We start from the raw sequence: 21,760 nt of genomic DNA, 5'->3' as shown, positions 1-21,760 counted from the left end.
TCTGTGGACCGATGGGTGGGAGGAGAGGCGCCGGTGAACCCGGCCCCGGCGACTGTACAGACCACCACCGCGCTCGGAAGTCGTTCTGCTGCCGGAAAAACGACGTCTCACTGGAAGGAGTGAAGTTGGCTCCTCCACACGTCGAAAAAGATCAGCCCTCGTTAAGTTCGATCTAGGTTCTGAACGCTTACAGGGGGTTGGTTCAGCGTGTCCCTCGGGACGGAATTCGTTGGGGGAGTGGCGGAAGCACCCGTTCCGTTCTTCTCCCAGGCCCGCACCTTCGAACGGCTCTGGCCGGAGATGAGCTCGCGCATAGCCGAGGTCTTCGACAACGGCAAGTTCTCGCACGGCAAGCAGGTCGGCGAGCTCGAAGCCGCGCTCGCGGAATATACCGGCGCGCGCCGCGTCGTCGGCGTCAACAGCGGGACCGATGCGCTGGTCCTGCTGCTGCGGGCGCTGGGCTTGCGGCCCGGCGACGAGGTCGTGGTGCCCGCCTACTCGTTCATCGCGACCGCCTCGGCGGTGGTGCTGGCCGGCGGCACGCCGGTGTTCGCCGACGTCGATCGCGACACCTACGCCCTCGACCCGGACGAGGTGGCGCGGGTGGCGACCCCGCGCACCCGCTTCGTGATGCCCGCTCACCTCTTCTGCCGGATGGCCGACATGACCGCGCTCGGCGAGGTCGCGCGCGAGCGGGGCCTCACCGTCGTGGAGGACAGCGCCGAGGCGATCGGGATGCGGCAGGGCGGCGTGCACGCGGGGCTGCACGGAGCCGGGGGAGTGCTGTCGTTCTTCCCCGCCAAGACGCTCGGCGCGCTCGGCGACGCGGGCGCGGTGCTCACCGACGACGACCAGCTCGCCGACCTGGTGGCCGGGCTGCGCCACCACGGGCGGCTCGGACGCACCCTCGACGACTTCCCGACGATCTCCACCGAGACCGGGATGACCGGCACCAACAGCAAGATGGACGACATCCAGGCCGCGATCCTGCTGACCAAGCTCGCGCACCTCGACGACGACATCGCCCGCCGGGCCGAGATCGCCGAGCGCTACCGGCGCGGCCTCGACGGCGTCGTGCGGTTGCCGGTGCCCGGCGACGACCCGGTGTTCTACGTGCACCTCATCGAGGTCGAGCTGCGCGACGAGCTGGCCGAGCACCTCGCCGAGCGCGGCATCGGCACCGAGACCTACTACCCGGTCCCGCTGCACCTGCAGCCCTGCTTCGCCGATCTCGGCCACCGGCGGGGCGACTTCCCCCGCGCCGAGTCGGCCAGCCGTCGCGCGCTCGCGCTGCCGCTGCACGCCGACCTCACCGACGAGCAGGTGGACCGGGTGTGCGCGACGATCCGCGAGTTCTACGCCGGGAGGCCCTGATGCAGATCCCGTTCTTCCCTCCCGACCTGTTCGAGGGCGACCGCAAGGTCATGCTCGACCTGATCCGCGAGATCGGCACCGCGCCCGAGCAGAAGTTCATCCTCGGCGAGCACACCCGCGCCTTCGAGGACCTGCTGCGGGCCGAGCTCGGCGCCGCCGACGTCGTGGCCTGCGGCAGCGGCACCGCGGCCCTGGGCCTCGTGCTGCGCGCGATGGACGTCGGCACCTGCGACGAGGTCGTGGTGCCCGCGTTCGGCTGCGCGCCGCTGGCCTCGGCGGTGCTGGAGGTCGGGGCGCAGCCGGTGTTCGCCGACGTCGACCCGCGCACGATGGTCGTCGACCCCGGCGAGGTGGAAGCGCGCATCACCCACCGGACAAAGGCGATCATGCCCGCGCACATGTTCTCGGTGATGGCCGACATGCCCCGGTTCGCCGGGATCGCCGCCGCGCGCGGGGTGCGGCTGCTGGAGGACTCCGCCGTCGCCCAGGGCGCGGTGCTCGACGGCACCCCGGCCGGGTTGTGGGGCGAGGCCGGGGTCTACTCGTTCGTGCAGGTCAAGTCGTTCGGGATGCCCGGTGAAGGTGGCGCGGTGGTGACCCGCGACCCCGAGCTGGGGCGACGGGTCCGGATGCTGCGCAACCACGGTCAGCGCGAGCGGTTCGTGCACGAGGTGGTCGGCGTCAACAGCCGCTTCGACGAGTTCCAGGCCGCGTTCCAGTCCTACCGCTACACCGGGCTCGCCGAACGCCTGGAGCGCCGCGCCCGCATCGCCGAGCACTACACCGAGCGCTTCGCCGGGCTGCCCGGGCTCGAACCGCCGCCGCCCGGCCGGAACGGGCGCTGCTACTACGTCTACTGCGTGCAGAGCGACCGGCGGGACGAGCTGCGCGGGTTCCTCGCGGAGAAGGGGATCGGGTCGCACGTGTACTACCCGCAGCCGCTGCCCTCCCAGCCGGCATTCGCCCGGCACGCGCCGGTGGGCGAGCGCTGGCCGAACGCCGAGCGCGCCTGCGCCCGCATCCTGGCGCTGCCGATCTACCCGCACCTGACCGACGCCGAGGTGGAGCGGGTCGCCGACGCGGTGGAGGAGTTCAGCACGCATGTCCGCTGAGATGCTCAACGTTCCGCAGGAGTCCCGGTTCCGCAGCTACCTGCGGCTGGGCAAGTTCGACGTCTACGACTACTACCTGGGCATCCTCGTCGTCGCCTCGGCCGCGCCCACCGAGCCGGGGACGCTGCTGCTGTTCCTGCTCGGCGCGGTCGCGGTGATCGTGGCCGGGGTGGCGTTCGACGACATCACCGGGTTCCGCGACGGCAGCGACCTGGTGAACTACGGCTCGGACGACCGGCTGCGCAAGAAGCTCCGCAAACCGCTGGTCGCGGGCACCCTCACCGAGGCCGAGGCGCTGCGCTTCGCCTGGGGCGCGGCCGGGATCGGCGCGCTGCTGTGGGGCGCGGCGATCCTCACCGCCCCGCACGGTCCGATGTGGACCGTGGTGCTGCTGGCGGTCGTGTTCGCCGCGGCGCTGCAGTACTCCTACGGGCTCAAGCTCAGCTACCGGGGTTTCCAGGAGGCGTTCCTGGTGGTGCTGGGCGCGACGCTGGTGCTGGCGCCCTACGGCCTGATCACCGGCCAGTTCTCGGGATTCGTGCTGGTGCAGGCAGTGCTGTTCGGCATGGGTCCGCTGATGTTCGGGGTGTACTCCAACACCAACGACGTCGACGGGGACCGGGCGGTGGCCCGCCCGACGGTCGCCGCGCTGACCTCGCGCCGCGGCAACGCGCGGTTCATCGCCGCGCTGTCGGTCGGGGAGTTCCTGCTGGGCGCGCTGGCCTCGCTGACCGGTGTCGCGCCGTGGTGGTTCGCGCTGCTCCTGCTTCCGGCCACCGCGCTGCGAGCGCGGCAGTACCACCTGGGCTTCGCGGTCGGTGACATCATGCGGGCCCGCAAGCTGGGCTTCACCGCGCACCGCACCTGCGTCGCTCTGCTGGTGCTGGCCAACGTCCTGGTGGCCCTCGGATGAGCCGCGACCTGGACGTCGCCGTCGTCGGCGCAGGCGTGGCCGGGCTCACCGCCGCCCACGAGCTGCAGCGGGCCGGGCTGGAGGTGCGGGTCTACGAGGCGGCCGGGCAGGTCGGCGGGCGGATGGCCACGGCGCGCGGTGACGGCTACGCCGTCGACACCGGTGCCGAGCAGATCTCCCCGCACGGCTACCCGGCGACGTGGGACCTGCTGCGGCGCTTGGGGTTCCGCGCCGAGGACGTGCCGCCGATCGGCCGTCCCATCGGGATGTGGCGGGACGGGCGGGCGCACCTGGGCTTCGGGTCCGCGCGCGGGCTGGTCACCGGCGCCGGGCTGTCGGTGCGCGCACGGCTGGAGCTGCCGCGGCTGGGCGTCCCCGTCGACCCGGAACGCCCCGAGGACTCGGAGCTCGGCGACACCACCGTCGCCGAGCTGGCGCGCCGGCACCACCGCGACGTGGGCGACCACCTGCTCCAGCCCGCCGCCTCGTTCTGCCTGTGGGATCCCGAGAAGTCCTCGGCCGCAGTGCTTCTGGGAATGCAGCGCGCCGTCGGCGCCGCCTCGGCGTGGCGGACCTACCGCGACGGGATGGACACCCCGTGCCGCCGCATGGCCGTCGACCTCGACGTGGTCACCGGCCAGGAGGTGAGCGAGGTCGTCGCCGACGGGACGGGTGCCCGGTTGCGGGCGGGCGAGGACGTGGTGACCGCGCGGCAGGTGCTGCTGTGCGTGCCCGCCCCGATCGCCGCCCGGCTGCACCCCGGCGCTCCCGCGGTGGAGGCGGAGTTCCTGGCGGCGTGCACGTTCTCCTCGGCGATCAAGGTGCCGTTCCTGCTCGACGCCCCGGTCGAGCTGCCCGGCAAGCCCTACCTGGTGATCACCCCGCGCGCCGAGGAGGAGTTCCTCGCCGCGATCCTCTTCGACCACCTCAAGCACCCGCGCCGCGTCCCGGCGGGGAAGGGGCTGGTCACGGCCGTGGTCAACGTCGAGAACACCCCGGCGCTGCTCGACGCCCCCGACCACGAGGTCATCGCGCGGGTCACCGAGGCCGTGCGGCGCTACCTCCCGATCGGCGGCGAGGCCCGGGTGCACCGGCACCGGCACGCGCTGCCCGAGTGCACCCCGGCCGCGCTCGCCGCGCTGCCCGGCTTCCGGTCCCGCGAGCTCGGGCCGGTCGACTACGCGGGCGACTGGGTGAACCTGCGCCCGCACAGCGAAGGCGCCGTGCGCACCGCCGCGCTGGCGGTCTCCCGCACGCTCAGCAGGCTCGGCTCACCGGTTCCGGTCTGACGACAAGGAGTTCGCGTTGCTACCGCACGACATGGGTGTGCTCTTCGAGCAGGCCTCCGCCCGAGGGCGCACCACGACGATCCACCTCGACCGGCCCTTCGACATCGCACCCGAGACCGGGCTCCGTCACGACGTGACCGCGCTGGCCGAACTGGTGCGCGCCGCTTCGGGCTGGTGGGTCGCGGCGGGTGCGCGGCCCGGCGGGCGGGTGGCCATCCTCAAGGACGACCACTGGGACGTCGACCTGCTGGCCTGCGCCGCCATCCGCGCCGGGGCCGTCCCGGCGAAGCTCTCCCCGCACCTGTCCGCCGAAACGGCCTCGGCGCTGCTCAAACGCCTCGAACCCGACGTGCTGGTGACCTCGCCGCGGGTGCTCGGCCGCGGCGTCGCCGAGGGCGTGGACCTGGCCTCCTTCGCCCGCACGACGGTGAGCACCGCGCCCGCGCCCGGCACCGTCTCCCTCGACGAGCTGCGCGGCAGCGCCCCGCCCGAGCCGCAGCGCCGCGACGACGACGCGCCGCTGATCATCACGCACTCCTCGGGCACCACCGGCGTCCCCAAGCTCGTCGTGCACTCCACCCGCACGATCATCGGCAACCTCGCCCGCTTCGAAGCCCTGCCGACGCCGGTCGTGGGGCTGCGCCGCGACGACGTGGTCGCCACCGCCAGCGGCTACGCGCACGGCCGCACCTTCAGCTGGACCGCCGCGACCATCGCCGCCGCGCCCGCCGAGATCGTCGTGCTCACCTCCCAGGACCCCGACCGGGTCGACCCGCTGCTGCGGGAGCACCCGCCGACCGTGTTCGAAGGTCTGCCCTCCGCGTTCGTGCGGTTCAAGCCGCTGACCGCGCGGCTGGCCAACCCGTTCCGCCGGGTCAGGCTGTTCATCAGCACCTACGACGCCGTGCACCCGCCGACGCTGCGCGCCTACCTCCGGGCCAGCGGCCGCAAGCACCCGGTGTGGCTGGACGGGTGGGGCCAGACCGAGACGGGACCGCTGACGTTCCGGCTGCACCACCGCTCCTCGGTGCAGCGGCGCCGCGCCCGGGCGCACCCGGCGGGACGGCCGGTCCCGGTGAAAACCCGCCTGCGCGTGGTGGATCCGGCCACCTTCCACCCGGTCCGGCCCGGCGAGGCCGGGCTCGTGCTGGCCCGCACCCGCGCGCTGTGCCTGGACTACCTCGGCGAGACCGAGCGCTACGCGGCCAAGAAGCGCGGGCAGTGGTGGAACACCGGGGACCTCGCGATCCGGGGACGCGACGGCAGCGTGCACCTCGTGGACCGCGAGGTCGACTGCGTCGCCGAAGGCAGCTGCCTGGCCACCGAGGACACCCTGGAGGAACGGCTCCCGCACGCCCTGGAGTGCGTGCTGCTCGCCCGCGCCGAGCACCCGCCGCTGCCGGTCGTGGTCACCGCCGACGGGACGCTGTCGGAGCACGCCTGGCGGCACGCCTGCCACGGACTTCCGGAGATGGCCGATCCCGTGGCGCTGACCTGGGACGACGTGCCGCGCACCGGGACCGGAAAGGTCCGCAGGCTCGCCTTGCTCGACCGGCTCACCGGCAGCACCGACACCTACGGGACCGGGCGGTGGACATGACCTACGCCTTCACCGACGAGGAGCCGCGCGTGGCGGAGCAGCACCGCTGCCTGGCCGCCGCCTACGACGGCATCACGACCGCCCGGCTGGAAGCCCTCGGCGTCGGCGACGGCTGGCGGTGCCTCGACGTCGGCGCCGGGCGCGGCAGCATCGCCCGCTGGCTGGCTCACCGGGTCGCGCCCACCGGGAGCGTGCTGGCCACCGACCTCGCCCCCGTCGACATCGAGCCGCACCCGAACCTGACCGCGGCGGTGCACGACATCACCACCGACCCGCTGCCGGACGAGCACTTCGACCTCATCGCGGTGCGGATGCTTCTGCAGCAGTTCCCGCAGCGAGAAGCGCTGCTGGACAAGATGATCCGAGCGCTCAAGCCCGGCGGCTGGCTGCAGGTGGACGAGCTCGACACCTCCTACGAGCCGGTGCTGCTGGCCGCCGACACCGCGCTGTACGAGAAGTTCCTCGCCGCCAAGACCGAGCACATGCGCTCCCGGGGAGGCGATCCGGAGTGGGGTCGCGAGGCCGCCGCCGCGATGCGCGCCGCCGGTCTGGTCGAGATCGACCCGCGCCCGCACATCGGGTCCCGGCACGCCGGATCGCCCGAGCTGGCGCTGCAGCTCAACCACACCCACCACCTGCGGGCCGGGTTGCTGGCCGCCGGGATGACCGAGGCGGAACTGGTGCGGGTGCGCGAGGTGATGCGCGATCCGGGATTCCGCGCCTCGTCCAGCGTCCTGCACTCGGTGCAGGGGAGGAAGCCGTGATCGCCGAGCACGTCGCCGCCGGGCTGCTGCGCGAGCTCGGCGTGGCGCCCGAGGTCTGGTGCGACGTGGACTGGGCCGGTCCGGTGGAGATGACGTTGCGCGACGAGTCCGCGGTGCAGGCCGCCTGCGGGATCATGCACGTCCACGGCCGCGCGTCCGGAGGCCCGCGCAGGCTCGGGGTCGACTACGCCTCGGCGGTGGCCGGGGTGCTCGCCGCGCAGGCGTCGCTGGCCGCCGAGCTGGCCCGGGCACGCGGGGCGCGGATCGAGTCGGCCCGCACCTCGGTCGCCCAGGCCGCGCTGCTGGCGGTCGGGCAGTACCTCGCGGTGGCCACCACCGATGACGACTGGGACGAGCGCTGGGAACCCGGCGAGCGCCCGCCGTTCCGGTCGCGCGAAGGGATCCGATTCGAGCTGGAAACCCTGCACCCCGAGGGGTGGCAGCGGTTCTGGAGCGCCCTCGACGCCGAGCAGGCCGATATCGCTGCGGGCTGGTGGCCGTTCCAGCAGCGCTTCGCCACCGCCTCCTGCTCGCTGCCCCCGGGACTGCTCACCCGCACCAGGCGGTTCCCGCTCCGCGAGCTGCTGCGGGCCGCCGAGGACGCCGGGGTGAGCGTGCTCCCGGTCCGCGCCGAGCGCGACCAGCCGACCCGCGTCCCGGCGGTCACCCTCCACGACCTGCCGGGCGGGGCGCCCTCCCACCCGTGGACGGGAGGGCGACCGCTGGAGGGGATCGTCGTCGTGGAGTCCACCCGCCGGATCCAGGGCCCGATGGTCGGGCACGTGCTGGAGATGCTCGGCGCCGACGTCGTCCGCGTCGAGCCGCCGGGCGGCGACCCGATGCGCGGCATCCCGCCGATCTCGGGGGACGTCTCGGCGCGCTTCCGGGTGCTCAACGACGGCAAGCGCGTCACCGAGATCGATCTGAAAACCGCTGCGGGGAAGGAGGAACTGCGCGAACTCGTCTCGGGTTCCGACGCGTTCGCGCACAACTGGGCGCCCGGGAGGGCCGAGCAGTACGGGCTGGACGCCGACGACCTCGCCCGCGCGCGGCCCGGGCTCGTGCACGCGTGGTCGTCGGGCTGGGCGCCGCTGCCCTGGCCGGACCCGCCGCTGGGCACCGACTTCCTCGTGCAGGCCCACAGCGGGCTGGCCGCGCCCGACCGCGCTCCGTCGCTGATGACGCTCACCGACATCATGGGCGGACTCGTCTGCGCCACGGGTGTTCTCGCTGCGCTGCTGCGCCGCGAGCGCACCGGGCGCGGCGCGCGCGTGGACAGCTCGCTGTACTCGGCGGCGGGCGTGATCCCCCGGAAACCCAGCGGTTCCGGCCGGTTCGTGTGGCGCGACGGCCGGCCCGTCCTGCCCGACGGCACGCCCGTGCGCACCGATCTGCGCGAACTGGCCGCCGACCCGCGCTTCAAGCGCGCGCTGACCCGCACGACGCACACCGCACCGCAACCACCCTGGGAGTTCGCATGACCTGGACGTCCCGCAACGGCATCGAGATCCGCGACCTGGTGCCCGCCGAACTGCGCAGGCACTGGGTCGAGCAGGGTCTGTGCCCCGACCGGCCGGTCTACGACCTGTTCGTCGAGCGGGTGCGCGCGCACCCCGACCGCGAGGCCGTCATCGACGGCGAGGTCGTGCTCGCTTACCGGGACCTCGACGACGAGGTGCGGCGGGTTGCCGCAGCCCTGAGCGCGGACGGCCTCGGCGAAGGCGACATCATCGGCATCCGGATGCCCAACGGCTGGCGCCTGATCGTCGCCGAACTCGCCGTCGCCGCCATCGGGGCGGTCGCCCTGCCCTACCCGGACGGGTCCGGTGCCCAGGACACCCGCAGCCTGCTCGGCCGATCCCGCGCCGCCGCGGGCATCTTCACCGATCCCGCCGACGTCGAGGTCGCCTCGCAGCTGCCGACGCTGCGCCGTGCCTTCCACTTCGACGACCTCGACAGCGGAACCGACTGGTACCCACCGGCTCTCGACCCCGAAGCCCCGGCGCGGATCCTGGTCACCTCCGGGTCGCAGTCCGAGCCGAAGATGATCGCCTACTCGCACAACGCGATGGTCGGCGGGCGCGCCAACTACGTCCGCGAGCTCGGCGGCGGCGACGAGCCGATGCGCGCGCTGGTGCTGATGAAGCTCTCCTCCGGGTACGGGTCGCTGGTCACGCACGTGGGCATCGCCGCGCTCGGCGCGACCGCCGTGCTGCAGCGCGGGTTCGACGCCGGCGAGGCGCTCCGCGCGGTCACCCGGCACCGGCCCACCCACCTGTTCGGCGTGCCCACCATGCTGCGGCGGCTCGCCGAGCACCCCGCCGAGCCGGGGGAGGACCTGTCGAGCCTGCGGGCCGTGGTCTCCAGCGCGGCACCGCTGTCCGACGTCACCGCGCGCGCCTGCACCCGCCGGTTCGGCGCCCGGGTCATCACCGTCTACGGCTCGTCCGACGGGATCAACTGCCACACGGCGCTCACCGGCACCGGGAACGGGTCGGGGACCGGGATGCCCGACCCGGAGGTCGCCGACATCCGGATCGTCGACGAGCTCGGCTGCGACGTCGGCCCCGGTGAGGCCGGGGAGATCTGGGCGCGCGGGCCGATGACGCCGCTGAGCTACGTCGCCGATCCCGGCCTCGACCAGCGCTACCGCACGCGCGGCGGGTGGGTGCGCAGCGGTGATCGCGGCGTGCTCGACGAGCTCGGCCGGTTGCACGTGCTGGGACGGTTGGAGAACGTCGTCTCCCGCGGTGGGTTCAAGATCAGCCCGGCCGAGGTGGAGCGCGAGCTCGGCGCGCACCCCGCCGTGGTGGACGTGGCGTGCGTGCCGGTGCCCGACGAGGAGCTGGGGGAGCGGCTGTGCGCCTGCGTCAGCCAGGCCGCCGGCAGCGCCGAGCTGTCGCTGTCCGACCTCACCGAGTTCCTGGAGCACGAGCGGGGGCTGGAGCGGCGCAAGCTGCCGGAGTACCTGCTGCGCCTGCCGGAACTCCCGCTGGCCCCGACCGGCAAGGTCTGCCGCCGCACCGTCACGGCGCTGGCGGCGGACCACGTCGCCGCAGGTCAGCCCGCGATGAGCTCGACGTCGAGCCGGCCGTAGTGGTAGTCGCGGATCGCCGCGAGGAGTTCGTCCAGGCACAGCGTCCCCGCGCCGCCGACGACGTGCTCGAAGGCCGCCCCGGCCTGGGCGTCGTCGAGTCCGAGGGCCGTGAGCCACCGGACGAACTCCGCGCGGTCGATCCGGCCGTCCCCGTCCCCGTCGCACACGCCGATCACACCCGCCGCGACGGGCCGCAGGGCCCGGTTGAACGCGGCCTCGCCCTGCTCGAAGATCAGGTCCTCGGAGATCTTGAGGAACTGCACCTCGCTGATCGCGGCGTCGGGTGAGACCCCGGCGTGATCGGCGCAGAGCTCGAAGAGCCCGCGCAGCGCCTCCCGCAGCCGCACCGATTCCGGTGCCTCCGGCGGTGCGTCGAACGCCGCGGCGATGCGCAGGGCCTCGCGTTCGAAGTCGTCCCGGCGAAGGCCGCCCCGGCCGTCCCGGTCCCATCGGTCGAAGCGGGTCTTGATCCGTCCCCGGACAACGCTGCGCACGCTTCACCATCCACAGTAGACGTCCAAAATTGTTGTTGTGACGCAATAATAATTCGGATTGCGCGACGCTGCCAGCTCGCGCGGAGGCCGGGTACCGTGCAGGGGTGGAGGAGCTGCGCGCGGGGGTCGAGGACGTCGCACTGGTGGACCACCACGCCCACGGCGTGGTGCCGGGAGAGCTCGACCGGGCCGGGTTCGAGTCGCTGCTCACCGAGTCCGACGCCCCGATCCCGGGCTGGATGACGCAGTTCGACTCCCCGCTGGGGTTTGCCGTCCGGCGCTGGTGCGCGCCGGTGCTCGGCCTGGAGCCGCACGCCTCGCCGGAGGAGTACCTGGCCGCGCGGGTCTCGCTGGGCGTCGCCGAGGTGAGCCGGCGACTGCTCGCGGCCTCGGGGGCGGGGCGGTTCCTGGTCGACACCGGCCTGGGCGGCGGGATCGCGGAACTGGCCGAGGCGTCCGGGAAACCGGTGCACGAGGTGGTGCGGCTGGAGTCGGTGCTGGAGGACGTCGGCCGCTCCGGCGTCTCGGCGGCCGAGCTGCCCGCGCGGTTCCAGGAGGAGCTGTCGCGGCGGACGGCGTTCGCGGTCGGGATCAAGAGCATCATCGCCTACCGGTTCGGCTTCGGCTTCGACCCGCGCCCACCGGGTTCGGCCGAGGTCGTGCGCGCGGCCGGGAGCTGGTTGCGCGACGGCGCGCCCCGGGTGGCGGACCCGGTGCTGCTGCGGTTCGCGCTGTGGGCCGGGGTGGAGCGCGGCCTGCCGCTCCAGCTGCACGCGGGTTTCGGCGACCCCGACCTGGACCTGCACCGCTGCGATCCGCTGCTGCTGACCGGGTTCCTGCGCGAGGTCGCACCGCGCGGCGTGGACGTGCTGCTGCTGCACTGCTACCCGTTCCACCGCAACGCGGCCTACCTGGCGCAGGTGTTCCCGCACGTGCACTTCGACGTCGGCCTGGCGATCAACCACACCGGCGCCCGCGCGACGGCGGTGCTCGCCGAATCCCTGGAGCTCGCCCCGTTCGCCAAGGTCCTCTACTCCTCGGACGCCTGGGGTCTGCCCGAGCTGCACCACCTCGGCGCCCGCCTCTGGCGCCGCGGGATGACCGAAGTCCTGTCCCGCCACGTCGATTCCGGAGAGTGGGCGCTCGACGACGCGCTGCGCGTCGCCCGCATGATCGGCCGCGACAACGCCGAGCGCGTGTACGGCCTGGGCCCCGGGCGCTGTTGAGGATCGCGGCGGAGCGGAGCAACTCCTCGCCGACCCCTAGCTCGGGCGGAAGACCTGGTCGTCGGGGATGTCGATGCCGAGCTGGGCGAGGAGTTCGATGAGCACGACGGCGATCTGGCGGCTCACCCGGTCGGCGAGCTCCTCCTCGGTCTCGTCGTGGTGGTCGAGCCACCAGATGATGCTGGCGTCGACCATGCCCATCAGGCCCGCGAGCACGCCGTCCGGTGGTGCGGCGGGCAGTTCGGCGGCGTCGAGGTAGGCGCGCATCGCCTCCACGATCTCGTTGAGGAAGCGGGTTCGGCCCATCCGGGCGCGGTGCAGCGCCTTGGTCTGCTGCTGGGCGGCGACGAACCGGTAGAGGTTGGGGTGCTCGGAGGCCCACGCGATGCTGGCGGCGACGATCCCGCGGATCACCTCGAACGGCGTCCCGGCGCGGGTGAGGTGCGGCCGGACGCGGCGGATGAGCTCGGTGGCGGCGAAGCGCGTGACCTCGGCGTCGAGCTGCTCCTTGCTCGCGAAGTGCCGGTAGACGTTGGGGCGCGGGAGGCCGGCGCGGTCGGCGATCTGCGCCATGCCCACGTGCGGGCCGGTCTCGTCGATCGCCTCGACGGCGGCCGAGACGATCTGCGCGCGCCGCGAGTCGTTGTCCGGGGACGCCTTGGCCGACCGGCGCCGGACCGTGGAGTCGACCCATCTCGCCACGTTCACCACGGCGACACCGTACCTGCTGATGCGCCCCCTGCTGATACAGCTTGTACCCAGTTCGGAACGCGTGCTACAACCTGTATCCAGTACTCCATCGTTCCGTAATGGGAGGATTCGCCGTGCCCGCTCGCCCCTCGCCCTGGATGACCGAGGAACTCGACGACCTGCGCGGACTCGCGCGCACCTTCGCCGAGAAGGAGATCAAGCCCCACGTCGAGCGGTTCATCGCCAACAAGCAGGTCGACCGCGAGCTGTGGACCAAGGCCGGCGAGATCGGCCTGCTGTGCCTGTCGATCCCGGAGGAGTACGGCGGCTCCGGCGGGACCTTCGCCCACGAGGCGGTGGTCATCGAGGAGCAGGGGCGCGTCGGCGACAGCTCCTGGGGCGCCTCGCTGCACAGCGGCATCGTCGCCCACTACCTGCTCGCCTACGGCACCGAGGCGCAGAAGTCCGAGTGGCTGCCGAAGCTGGCCAGCGGCGAGGCCGTCGCGGCCATCGCGATGACCGAGCCGGGCACCGGCTCCGACCTGCAGGGCATCGCCACCAAGGCGATCCGCGACGGCGACGAGTACGTGGTCAACGGGGCCAAGACCTTCATCACCAACGGCTACCAGGCCGACGTCGTGCTGGTGGCCGCCAAGACCGACCCGGAGGAGGCCGCGTCCGGGATCTCGCTGGTCATCGTGCCCACCGACACCCCCGGCTTCAAGCGCGGCCGGGTGCTGGACAAGATCGGCATGAAGGGGCAGGACACCTGCGAGCTGTTCTTCGACGACTGCCGGGTGCCCGCCTCGAACCTGCTCGGCGAGAAGGAGGGCGAGGGCTTCGTCCAGCTGATGACGCAGCTGCCGCAGGAGCGCCTCATCGTGGCCGTGGCGTGCGTGGCGGCGATGGAGTTCGTGCTGGACGAGACGTTGAACTACGTCCACGAGCGGGAGGCGTTCGGCCGGCCGATCTTCAAGTTCCAGAACACGAAGTTCGAGCTGGCCGAGATCGCCACCGAGGCCCGGGTGGCGCGGTCGTTCCTGGACGAGTGCATCGAGCTGCACGTCAAGGGTGAGCTCGACATCCCGACCGCGGCGATGGTCAAGTACTGGTGCTCGGAGCGCGCGATGAAGGTCGCCGACCAGTGTCTGCAGCTGTTCGGCGGCTACGGGTACATGGAGGAGTACCCGGTGGCCCGGGTGTTCACCGACATGCGCGTCCAGCAGATCTACGCGGGCACCACCGAGATCATGAAGGAGATCATCAGCCGGTCGCTGCCGACCCCGAGCTGACCCGGTGCACGTCGGTCCGGCCGCTCGGGTTCACCGGGCGGCCGGACCGGCGCTTTGGCGCCAGGTGCCCGAAGTCACCCGCTGTGAGGTGTTTACGGACGATCCCCTGATCGTTAGTTTAGTTGCCGCCGACCGGAGTTAACGCCGACGTTACGGGGAGGGATCGGGCGATGGCGCCTCTTGACCTGCTGTGCGCGCTGCTGATCCCGCTCTCCGTCGTCGTCGGCACGGCCGCGGCGATGTCCGGCCGTCGCATCCTCGCCCAGCGCCTCGCGGTCACCTCGGGTGCACTCGCAGTAGCGGGCCTCGCCCTCGTCTCCGCCATCTCCCTCTTCGGCCTCTGATGCCGCACTCGCGCGTCTCCGGCTTTGAGGGCGTCACCAGGGGACGGTTTTTCCTCGAATTGACCGGACATTTCGGGCATTGATCATGGGTGATTCGAGGAAAAACCGTCCCCTGGGCGACACCTTCGCCGCCCTCTCCCGCGATCTCGTCCACCCGGAGGCGATGGCGGCGGACCGCCTCACCGCGGCTCGTCGTCGAGGAACTCCAGCATCCCCACCACCGCGGCCTCCACCATCCGCGACAGGGTGGGTTCGAGCACCGGCGCGAAGAACGGCGAGTGGTTCCCCGGCACGACCTCGCCGTCGGCCTCGGCCCGCGCGTGCCGCTCGGGATCGGTTCCGCCGATCGTCCAGAAGCAGTAGGGCACGCCGATGGCCTCGCCGAGCACGCCGAAGTCCTCGCTGCCCATCATCGCCTCGGCCGCGCGCACCGAGCCCTCGCCCCGGTGGGCGTCGAGGGCGGCGGTGACCCGCCCGGACACCGCCTCGTCGTTGACCAGCCTCGGGAACGCCGACAGCTCGGTGATCTCGGGCTCCGGCGCGCCGGAGGCATCGGCCTCGGCGCGGATGATGCGCCGCAGCGCCTCCAGCACGCGGGCGCGCACGGCGTCGTCGAAGGTGCGGACGTTGAGGGTGAACATCGCCGAGTCCGGGATGATGTTCTCCTTCAAACCGCCCGCGATGCGCCCGACCGTCACCACCGCCGACGACAGCGGGCTCACCTCCCGCGACACCACGCCCTGGATGCGGGTGATGGTGTGCGCGACCTGCACGATCGGATCCAGCGCGAGATCCGGCTGCGATCCGTGGGCGCCGCGCCCGCGCACCACGACCTGCCACGAGTCGGCCATCGACGCCGCCGTCCCCGTCGCGCAGCCCACCACCCCGGCCGGACCGGACATGACGTGCTGGCCGAGCACCACCTCCGGGCGCGGCGCCCGGTCCCACAGCCCGTCGGCGACCATCGCCCGCGCACCGGCCGCGACCTCCTCGCCGGGCTGGAACAGCAGCACCAGCGTCCCCGACCACGCCTGCCGCGCACCGGCCATCAGCGTCGCGGCGGCCAGCAGCGAAGCGACGTGGGTGTCGTGCCCGCAGCCGTGCATCACCGCCGTCTCGGTGCCGTCGGGCAAAGTCCCGGTGGCCGTCGAGGCGTAGTCGAGTCCGGTGCGCTCGTCGATGGGCAGCCCGTCGGTGTCGGCGCGGAACGCCACCACCGGTCCGGGGCCGTTCTCCAGCACGCCCACCACCCCGGTCCCGCCGCAGCGGAACGCCGGGATTCCCAGCGCGTCGAGGCGCTGCTCGATCAGCGCCGCCGTCTCGTGCTCCTGCATGGACAGCTCGGGGTGGGAGTGCAGGTGGCGGTACAGGGCGTGCAGGTCGTCCCTGATGTCGTCGAGTCCGGTCAGGACCTGCTTGACAGCGGTCGCGCTCACGCGGAAACCTCCGCTCGCTCGTCGGATTCGGACTTCTCCGCCTTCGGGCGGAAGACCAGGCACAGCGCCACGGCGGCCAGCACGCACAGCGCCATCGCGAAGGTGCTCGTCGCGGGTGCCAGCTGGACCAGCACGAACACGCCGATCAGCCCGCACAGCACGGAGATCACCACGGTGCGCAGGTGCCGGGCGGTCATCGCCGACTGCACCAGCACCGGCCCGAAGATCGCGGGCACCACGTAGCCGAAGACCTCCTGCACGCCCGCGGGCAGCACCGAGACCAGCCAGGTGCCGAGCAGCCCGACGAACACCAGCAGCGACACCAGGTGCACGGCGGCGGCGCCGGTGATGGCCACGACCGCGGCGATCTCGGCCTTGCGGGTGCCCTGCTTCGCGCCGATCGCCTGCTGCGCGGCCACGGCCGAGGGCAGCAGCTTGTTGGCGATGTTGCCGATCATGAAGGCCTGGTAGGTCGCCGCCGGGCCCAGCATCGGGTAGTACGAGATCGGTTCGACGAACCAGATCACGCCGAACACCGCCGCCACCGCCAGCCACGCCTGGGCCACCAACCCGAAACCGGGCCACAGGCCGGCGCCGAACATCAGGTACACCGGTCCCGCCAGGGAGATCACCAGGCCGGCGAGCATCGTCCAGCGGCCCCACCGGGAGGTGGTGCGCTCGAAATCGTCCGTCATCACGTACCTCCCGCTCACAGCGCGATCCCGGCCGCGGCCAGGCCGACGGCCATCGAGATCCCCAGCGACCACTCCTGGAGCCAGCGCGCCCCGAGGCGCCGGGCGACGAGCTGGAGCAGCAGCATCGCCGCGGCTCCGGCGAGGAACGCCACGAGGTGCACGCTCGACTTGGCGGTCTCGGCCAGTCCCAGGTAGCTGAACGCGGCGATCATCGCGGCGCTGGGCACCACCGCCATCACCGCGGGGTCGAGCGCGCGGACCTTCGCGTCGGCGCGCTGCAGGATCGGGGTGAACACCAGGGCGGTGATCATCCACGCGGCGCCGCCGACGGACATGGTGAACAGCACCAGCGCGAACGCCCGGCCGTCGTAGCCCGCGCCGCCGAGCTCGACGCCGGCTGCCTCGGCGGCGGTCTGGGCCGCGGCGGTCTCGAACCCGGCCGAGCCGATCAGGCCGATGCGGGTCAGCACGGCGGGGGTGCCGAACATCGCGATCAGCCCGATCGCGACGAACACGACCGCCAGCGACGGTCCCACGGCCGACAGCGCCCCGACGCGGAACGCGCTGACCAGCTCCTTCCGGCTCATCCCGGCTTCGGGGGCGCCGCGCACGGCGGCGCGCCAGTAGACGGTGGACTGCACGGCGATCACCGCGAACACGGCGAGCGCGGCGATCCACAGGATCGGTGAGTGGGCGATGCCCGGGGTGCTCATCCCGGCCTCCAGAGGTCGATCACGGCGCACGCCGGCGGCGGGGCCCGTCGCACCGGCTGGCGTGCTCACTTGCTGGATGCGCCGAATCATGCCCCGTTCACGCGCGGGGTCTCGTTGATGCAAAGAACTTCGAATACGGTCGTTTTCGTGCAGGATTCTTCGAAAGTCGACGAGACGGACCTGAGCCTGATCCACGCGCTGCAGATCAACCCGCGCGTCACCTGGACGCGGCTGGGCGGAGTCCTCGACGTCGATCCCTCGACGCTGACCCGGCGCTGGCGCCGCCTCACCCGCGAGGGCCTGGCGTGGTTCAGCTGCTACCCGCGCCGCAACCCCGCCTGGAGCGGTCACGGCTGGCAGGCCAACGCGTTCGTCGAGGTGGAGACCGTTCCGGGAAACCGGCGCGCGGTCACCGAGGATCTCGCCAAGCTCAGCAACGTCTGGAACATCGACGCGACCTCGGGCCGCCGGGACCTGATGCTCACCGTCGCCTCCGCCGGCGTCATGGAGCTCGACGAGGAGGTCATGACCTCCATCGCGACGGTCCCGGGCGTGCGCGCGACCCGGACGCACTTCTTCCGCCGAATCCTGCGCGAAGGCGGTTCCTGGCGGCTGGACGCGCTCTCGCCCGATCAGCAGCGCGCGCTGAAACCCGCTTCGGCGCAGGGCAGGTCGCGGCCGGGGGAGCGGGACCTGGCGCTGCTGCGGATGCTCGGGCCCGACGCGCGGTTACCGGCGTCGGAGGTGGCGCGGCGCCTCGGCTGCTCGACGGCGACGGCGAGCCGCTGGATCGAGCGGCTGCTGGCCTCGGACTACGTCGCCACCCGCTGCGAGGTCGCCCACTACCTCGCCGGGTGGCAGGTGGCCGCGACCCTGTGGCTGGACGTGCCGCAGCGCGAGCTGACGACGGTCGCCGCCGCGATCGCCTCGCTGCCGGAGATCCGGCTGTGCGCCACGATCGGCAGCGAGGCCAACCTGGTCGCGCAGGTGTGGCTGCACCGGCTGGAGGACCTGGACGAGTTCGAGGAGCAGCTGGCCACGGACTTCTCCGGCACGCGGGTGCTGGACCGCTGGATCACGCCGCGCTTCGCCAAGCGGATGGGGCACACGCTGCGGGCCGACGGTCGCCGCAAGGACTTCGTGCCGTTCTTCGCCGAGTGCGAAGCGGCCTGAACACGCAGCAGCCCCGGAGCCGCTTCCTCCTCGATGAGGAGGCCGAACCGGACGCAGTTCGGGGCTCCGGGGCCGGGTAGCTGCCTGGTATTCGCCGACCGCGCTCCCGTGCGGGGATCCCGCGGGATCGTCGCGCGCTCGGGTCGGCAGGAGTGCCGTGGGCGGTCCTAGCGGACAGCCACCTCACAAGTCCTGTTGGTATTCAACGTCGGACCACCTCCTTTCCTGTGTACCCGCAGGCTATGACTCGTCCGGGGGAGCGGGCAACAGATTTTTCTCGACCCCGTTCTGCCAGGTCAGAGCGATGGCCGTGGTGCGGCCCGTCTTGCGTACCCATACCCCCTAGGGGTATGTTCGGCCCAGTCGAAACGGACCAACCGGGAGGTCGTCATGGACCACCACCACACCGCGACCGAGGGGCGCGCGCTGACGCGCTCGGCGATCAGCGCCACGCTGCACTGCCTGACCGGCTGCGCCATCGGCGAGGTCCTCGGCATGGTCATCGGCACGGCGCTGGGCTGGGGGAACCTGGCCACGATCGTGCTGGCCGTCGCGCTGGCCTTCGTCTTCGGCTACAGCCTGACGATGGCGCCGGTGCTGCGCGCGGGGCTCGGCTTCGGTACGGCACTGGGCGTCGCGTTCGCGGCCGACACCCTCTCGATCACGGTCATGGAGATCGTCGACAACCTGTTCATGGTCCTCATCCCGGGGGCGATGGAGGCCGGCCTGACCAGCTGGCTGTTCTGGGCATCGCTGGCGGCCGCGCTGGCCATCGCCTTCGCGCTCACCGTCCCGGTCAACCGCGCCCTCATCGCGCGCGGCAAGGGTCACGCGGTCATGCACCGGTACCACTAGCCGGTCGGGCGGGCTCCGCCCGAACCGCGACCGGCAACGCCGCTGGTCGCAGCGCCGGTTAGGCTTCGCGGCATGCCCATTGCAGTACGCCTGGCGACCGAGGAGGACCGGCCCGCGATCCTCGACCTGCTCCGCTCCGCGCACGAGGACGCGGTGCCCGAGGACGAGCGGGGCGAACGGGGGTTCGTCCAGGGCGAGTGGGACGAGGCGGCGCTGGAGGCCTTCGCCGGCGGGCCGGGCATCTTCCTGGCCGAGGACAAGGGCAAGATCGCCGGAGTCGTGCTGACCTCCGAGGGCGGCGGCCCGATGCCCCCGCCCGCGCAGCGGACGGTCCAGCTGACGAGCAAGCTCGAAGGTCCCGTCCTCTACTACGGTCCGGTCGTGGTGGCCCCGAAGTACCGGGGCAGGGGAGTGGTCCGCCTGCTGCTCTCCGGCATGGCCCTCATGCTCGGCGACCGCTACCCGAGCGCCGCGTTGTTCATCGAGAACACCAACCAGCGCTCGCTCAAGGTCCACCGCGCCCTGGGCATGACCAAGCACGCCCGCTTCACCCTCGAAGACCGCACTTACACGATCTTCACCTTCACCCCCAAGTCCTACCTCCCCAAACCGGCCAGATAACCCCACCCCTCACCCACCCAGACGACCCCCGGTCGAAAACCCCGGTTTTCGTCGATCGAGAACCGCAGTTTTCGCACGACGAATGTTGCGGTTTTCGACGCGATGAATGTTGCGGTTCTTGACCGCGGGGGTGGGTGGTCTCCGGATGTGGATCTTGGGTTTGGGGTTCCGGGGAGTGCGGTGCTCGGCAGGGGACGGTTTTTCCTCGGATCACCCATGATCGATGTCCGAAATGTCTGGTCAATTCGAGGAAGAACTGTCCCCTGGTGACGTTCACGCCTCGACGTCGCCGTCCACGTAGAGCCAGGTCTTGGTGGTTCGGGTGAAGCGGCTGCGCTCGGAGAGGACGTGGGTGCGGCCGTCGTGGCGGTAGCGGGCGATGAAGTCGACCGTGCCCTCGGCGTCGAACGGGCCGCCGCCGGTGCGGGAGACGATCTCCAGGCGCAGCCAGCGCTGCGCCGGGTCGAGGTCGAGCTCGGTTGGACGGGTCTTCGGGTGCCAGGTGCGCAGCAGGTAGTCGGCGTCGCCGACGGCGAACGCGGAGTAGCGCGAGCGCATCAGCTGCTCGGCCGTGGCCGCGTCGCGTTCACCGGCGTGCAGCGGGCCGCAGCACGCGGAGTAGGGCTCACCGAGGCCGCACGGGCACAGGTCCTTGACGCTCACCTGCGCATCTTCGCATCCGGATCACCGCTTCCGCCTGGTGCGCTCGACCGCGGCGGCCCGGTTGCCGCGGACGTCGTCGTTGAAGATCCGCGCCCGCTCGGCCAGGGAGTCGCGGATCAGCGGGTGCGCGGCGGCGACGTCGGTGGTCTCGCCGGGGTCGCGGTCCAGGTCGATCAGCATCTCGCGCCCCAGCTCCGGCCACACCGTGGCCGGCCACAGCAGCTTCCACCGGTCCTGGCGCAGCGCGGCGACGTTCCACACCCAGTCCTGCCGGACCTCCCCGTTCGGCCCCTCCTCCAGATCGCCGTAGAAGTACAGCGTGCGACCCGGTGGCATCGGCTCGCCGGCCAGCGCGGGAGCGATGCTGATGCCGTCGAGCGGACGGTCGGCGGGCGGCGCGGCACCGGCCAGGTCGGCCAGCGTCGGCAGCACGTCGACGAACGAGATCGGGTACTGGTTCTCGGCGACCGGGACGCGCCCGGGCCAGCGGGCCAGCAGCGGCACCCGGATGCCGCCCTCGAACGGATCGGTCTTGCGCCCGCGCAGCCCTCCGGTGCTGCCCGAGTACCACGGCCCGTTGTCGCTGGTGAGGATCACCAGCGTGGAGTCCACCAGCTCCAGCGCCCGCAGCTCGTCGAGCAGCCTCCCCACCTGCCGGTCGACCTCGCGGACGATGTCGGGGTAGCGGCCGTCGACACCGCCGGTCTCCTCGGGCACGTGGAACGGCTGGTGCACCGCGCTGTGCGGCACGTAGGCGAAGAACGGCCGCCGCTCGGCGGCGCTCCGGCGGATGAACGCGATCGCGGCGTCGGTGTACTGCCCGGCCAGGAGTTCCTGCCCGCGCTCGGTGTTGACGTCGTCGACGGCCACCGCGTCGCCCCGGTACAGCGGAAGTCGCCGTTGGTCGCCCCAACCCTGGTCGTTGCTGTAGGGAATCCCGCAGTAGTGGTCGAAACCGTGCGCGGACGGCAGGAATTCGGGCTGGGCGTCCCACGGGTTGCCGGACAACCGCGGGTCGCCGAGGTGCCACTTGCCGAAGACACCGGTGCGGTACCCGGCCGATCGCAGCACCTCGGCCACGGTGCGCTCGAACTCCGGCAGCCCGCGTTCCTCCTCCGGCCACAGCACCACCGGCAACCCGACGCGCTGCGCGTAGCGGCCGGTCATCAGCGCCGCGCGGGAGGGCGTGCAGATGGGCGCGCCGGCGTAGGCCTGCCGGAAGGTCGTGCCGCGGCGGCCGATCTCGTCGATGCGCGGTGTGGCGATCGGCGAGCCGTACCAGCCGAGGTCCCCGTACCCCAGGTCGTCGAGGACGATCAGCACGATGTTGGGCCGTGATCCCGAGAGCGCACCGGACATGTCCCACCTCTTGCTGCGGTGCGCTCGATTCTCCCCGGTGAGCGGGCGGT

General features: G+C 72.3%; 21 protein-coding genes. 14 read left to right on the top strand and 7 right to left on the bottom strand.

Annotated elements, in window-relative coordinates; translation table 11 throughout:
• The first annotated feature begins 237 nt into the window (after window positions 1–237).
• From QFW96_RS00390 to QFW96_RS00355, 8 genes are read left to right on the top strand one after another with little or no spacing between them, the layout of a single operon-like run.
• Window positions 238–1,374 (top strand): DegT/DnrJ/EryC1/StrS family aminotransferase, encoded by a 1,137-nt coding sequence (locus tag QFW96_RS00390; RefSeq protein WP_281453430.1) that lies wholly within the window; start codon window positions 238–240, stop codon window positions 1,372–1,374.
• Window positions 1,374–2,486, top strand: coding sequence for a DegT/DnrJ/EryC1/StrS family aminotransferase (locus tag QFW96_RS00385; protein WP_281453429.1), 1,113 nt, complete (start codon window positions 1,374–1,376; stop codon window positions 2,484–2,486). Before QFW96_RS00390 ends, QFW96_RS00385 begins: the two co-directional genes overlap by 1 nt.
• Window positions 2,476–3,399 carry a UbiA family prenyltransferase gene (locus tag QFW96_RS00380; protein ID WP_281453428.1) on the top strand — a complete coding sequence of 308 codons (924 nt, stop codon included), beginning with the start codon at window positions 2,476–2,478 and terminating at the stop codon, window positions 3,397–3,399. Before QFW96_RS00385 ends, QFW96_RS00380 begins: the two co-directional genes overlap by 11 nt.
• On the top strand, window positions 3,396–4,688 hold the full coding sequence (locus QFW96_RS00375; protein ID WP_281453427.1) for a protoporphyrinogen/coproporphyrinogen oxidase: 1,293 nt from the start codon (window positions 3,396–3,398) through the stop codon (window positions 4,686–4,688). The genes QFW96_RS00380 and QFW96_RS00375 overlap by 4 nt, the downstream gene beginning before the upstream one ends.
• A 16-nt stretch (window positions 4,689–4,704) precedes the next feature.
• Complete coding sequence (locus QFW96_RS00370) at window positions 4,705–6,288, top strand: class I adenylate-forming enzyme family protein (RefSeq protein WP_343231347.1); 1,584 nt, start codon at window positions 4,705–4,707, stop codon at window positions 6,286–6,288.
• Window positions 6,285–7,052 carry a class I SAM-dependent methyltransferase gene (locus QFW96_RS00365; protein ID WP_281454003.1) on the top strand — a complete coding sequence of 256 codons (768 nt, stop codon included), beginning with the start codon at window positions 6,285–6,287 and terminating at the stop codon, window positions 7,050–7,052. Before QFW96_RS00370 ends, QFW96_RS00365 begins: the two co-directional genes overlap by 4 nt.
• Window positions 7,049–8,533, top strand: coding sequence for a CoA transferase (locus tag QFW96_RS00360; RefSeq protein WP_343231346.1), 1,485 nt, complete (start codon window positions 7,049–7,051; stop codon window positions 8,531–8,533). The genes QFW96_RS00365 and QFW96_RS00360 overlap by 4 nt, the downstream gene beginning before the upstream one ends.
• Window positions 8,530–10,149: a class I adenylate-forming enzyme family protein gene (locus tag QFW96_RS00355; protein ID WP_281453426.1), complete on the top strand. Its 1,620-nt coding sequence runs from the start codon at window positions 8,530–8,532 to the stop codon at window positions 10,147–10,149. Before QFW96_RS00360 ends, QFW96_RS00355 begins: the two co-directional genes overlap by 4 nt.
• Here QFW96_RS00355 and QFW96_RS00350 read toward each other — a convergent pair.
• Window positions 10,113–10,643 (bottom strand): EF-hand domain-containing protein, encoded by a 531-nt coding sequence (locus QFW96_RS00350; protein WP_281453425.1) that lies wholly within the window; start codon window positions 10,641–10,643, stop codon window positions 10,113–10,115. The genes QFW96_RS00355 and QFW96_RS00350 overlap by 37 nt on opposite strands.
• A gap of 104 nt (window positions 10,644–10,747) precedes the next feature.
• Here QFW96_RS00350 and QFW96_RS00345 point away from each other — a divergent pair, with 104 nt between their 5' ends.
• Window positions 10,748–11,869, top strand: a complete 1,122-nt coding sequence (locus QFW96_RS00345) for an amidohydrolase family protein (RefSeq protein WP_281453424.1) — start codon at window positions 10,748–10,750, stop codon at window positions 11,867–11,869.
• Between the two features lie 36 nt (window positions 11,870–11,905).
• On the opposite strand, the gene QFW96_RS00340 is transcribed toward QFW96_RS00345, so the two are convergent.
• Window positions 11,906–12,580: a TetR/AcrR family transcriptional regulator gene (locus tag QFW96_RS00340; RefSeq protein WP_281453423.1), complete on the bottom strand. Its 675-nt coding sequence runs from the start codon at window positions 12,578–12,580 to the stop codon at window positions 11,906–11,908.
• A gap of 137 nt (window positions 12,581–12,717) precedes the next feature.
• Here QFW96_RS00340 and QFW96_RS00335 point away from each other — a divergent pair, with 137 nt between their 5' ends.
• Together QFW96_RS00335 and QFW96_RS00330 are read left to right on the top strand one after the other, a co-directional pair.
• Complete coding sequence (locus QFW96_RS00335) at window positions 12,718–13,851, top strand: acyl-CoA dehydrogenase family protein (protein WP_281454001.1); 1,134 nt, start codon at window positions 12,718–12,720, stop codon at window positions 13,849–13,851.
• A gap of 170 nt (window positions 13,852–14,021) precedes the next feature.
• Window positions 14,022–14,195: a hypothetical protein gene (locus QFW96_RS00330; RefSeq protein ID WP_281453422.1), complete on the top strand. Its 174-nt coding sequence runs from the start codon at window positions 14,022–14,024 to the stop codon at window positions 14,193–14,195.
• A 179-nt stretch (window positions 14,196–14,374) separates the two neighbouring features.
• Here QFW96_RS00330 and QFW96_RS00325 read toward each other — a convergent pair whose 3' ends face one another.
• Genes QFW96_RS00325 through QFW96_RS00315 form a run of 3 tightly spaced genes read right to left on the bottom strand, consistent with a single transcriptional unit; the run spans window position 14,375 to window position 17,039 of the window.
• A complete protein-coding gene (locus tag QFW96_RS00325) occupies window positions 14,375–15,631 on the bottom strand; it encodes an amidohydrolase (RefSeq protein WP_281453421.1) in 1,257 nt (418 codons plus the stop codon).
• Window positions 15,628–16,326 (bottom strand): hypothetical protein, encoded by a 699-nt coding sequence (locus QFW96_RS00320; RefSeq protein WP_281453420.1) that lies wholly within the window; start codon window positions 16,324–16,326, stop codon window positions 15,628–15,630. The genes QFW96_RS00325 and QFW96_RS00320 overlap by 4 nt, the downstream gene beginning before the upstream one ends.
• 14 nt (window positions 16,327–16,340) lie before the next feature.
• Window positions 16,341–17,039, bottom strand: coding sequence for a DUF5058 family protein (locus QFW96_RS00315; protein WP_281453419.1), 699 nt, complete (start codon window positions 17,037–17,039; stop codon window positions 16,341–16,343).
• Between the two features lie 147 nt (window positions 17,040–17,186).
• Between QFW96_RS00315 and QFW96_RS00310 the strand changes: the two genes are divergently transcribed.
• From QFW96_RS00310 to QFW96_RS00300, 3 genes are all read left to right on the top strand, one after another.
• The gene (locus QFW96_RS00310) at window positions 17,187–18,212 is read left to right on the top strand and encodes an Lrp/AsnC family transcriptional regulator (protein ID WP_281453418.1); all 1,026 of its coding nucleotides are present in this window, start codon (window positions 17,187–17,189) and stop codon (window positions 18,210–18,212) included.
• Between the two features lie 390 nt (window positions 18,213–18,602).
• On the top strand, window positions 18,603–19,067 hold the full coding sequence (locus QFW96_RS00305) for a DUF4396 domain-containing protein (protein ID WP_281453417.1): 465 nt from the start codon (window positions 18,603–18,605) through the stop codon (window positions 19,065–19,067).
• Between the two features lie 72 nt (window positions 19,068–19,139).
• On the top strand, window positions 19,140–19,688 hold the full coding sequence (locus tag QFW96_RS00300) for a GNAT family N-acetyltransferase (protein WP_281453416.1): 549 nt from the start codon (window positions 19,140–19,142) through the stop codon (window positions 19,686–19,688).
• Window positions 19,689–19,961: 273 nt separating this feature from the next.
• Here the strand turns inward: QFW96_RS00300 and QFW96_RS00295 are convergent, their stop codons facing one another.
• Both QFW96_RS00295 and QFW96_RS00290 read right to left on the bottom strand, forming a co-directional pair.
• Complete coding sequence (locus QFW96_RS00295; protein ID WP_281453415.1) at window positions 19,962–20,351, bottom strand: YchJ family protein; 390 nt, start codon at window positions 20,349–20,351, stop codon at window positions 19,962–19,964.
• A gap of 21 nt (window positions 20,352–20,372) precedes the next feature.
• Entirely contained in the window at window positions 20,373–21,710 is a 1,338-nt protein-coding gene (locus tag QFW96_RS00290) for a sulfatase-like hydrolase/transferase (protein ID WP_281453414.1), read from the bottom strand.
• Window positions 21,711–21,760: the final 50 nt, after the last annotated feature.

The sequence above is a fragment of the Saccharopolyspora ipomoeae genome (genome assembly GCF_029952525.1).
In the GTDB taxonomy this organism is placed as follows: Bacteria; Actinomycetota; Actinomycetes; order Mycobacteriales; family Pseudonocardiaceae; genus Saccharopolyspora; species Saccharopolyspora ipomoeae.
The sequence above is the reverse complement of the archived record's forward strand: the minus strand, read 5'-3'. Positions and strand labels throughout refer to the sequence as shown.

What these genes read in the sequence shown, in the direction of transcription:
- QFW96_RS00355 (WP_281453426.1), top strand. Translation starts at nt 8,530, where the DNA reads ATGACCTGGACGTCCCGCAACGGCATCGAGATCCGCGACCTGGTGCCC.
- QFW96_RS00300 (WP_281453416.1), top strand. Translation starts at nt 19,140, where the DNA reads ATGCCCATTGCAGTACGCCTGGCGACCGAGGAGGACCGGCCCGCGATC.
- QFW96_RS00315 (WP_281453419.1), bottom strand. Translation starts at nt 17,039, where the DNA reads ATGAGCACCCCGGGCATCGCCCACTCACCGATCCTGTGGATCGCCGCG.
- QFW96_RS00365 (WP_281454003.1), top strand. Translation starts at nt 6,285, where the DNA reads ATGACCTACGCCTTCACCGACGAGGAGCCGCGCGTGGCGGAGCAGCAC.
- QFW96_RS00320 (WP_281453420.1), bottom strand. Translation starts at nt 16,326, where the DNA reads ATGACGGACGATTTCGAGCGCACCACCTCCCGGTGGGGCCGCTGGACG.
- QFW96_RS00330 (WP_281453422.1), top strand. Translation starts at nt 14,022, where the DNA reads ATGGCGCCTCTTGACCTGCTGTGCGCGCTGCTGATCCCGCTCTCCGTC.
- QFW96_RS00380 (WP_281453428.1), top strand. Translation starts at nt 2,476, where the DNA reads ATGTCCGCTGAGATGCTCAACGTTCCGCAGGAGTCCCGGTTCCGCAGC.
- QFW96_RS00385 (WP_281453429.1), top strand. Translation starts at nt 1,374, where the DNA reads ATGCAGATCCCGTTCTTCCCTCCCGACCTGTTCGAGGGCGACCGCAAG.
- QFW96_RS00375 (WP_281453427.1), top strand. Translation starts at nt 3,396, where the DNA reads ATGAGCCGCGACCTGGACGTCGCCGTCGTCGGCGCAGGCGTGGCCGGG.
- QFW96_RS00305 (WP_281453417.1), top strand. Translation starts at nt 18,603, where the DNA reads ATGGACCACCACCACACCGCGACCGAGGGGCGCGCGCTGACGCGCTCG.
- QFW96_RS00335 (WP_281454001.1), top strand. Translation starts at nt 12,718, where the DNA reads ATGACCGAGGAACTCGACGACCTGCGCGGACTCGCGCGCACCTTCGCC.
- QFW96_RS00290 (WP_281453414.1), bottom strand. Translation starts at nt 21,710, where the DNA reads ATGTCCGGTGCGCTCTCGGGATCACGGCCCAACATCGTGCTGATCGTC.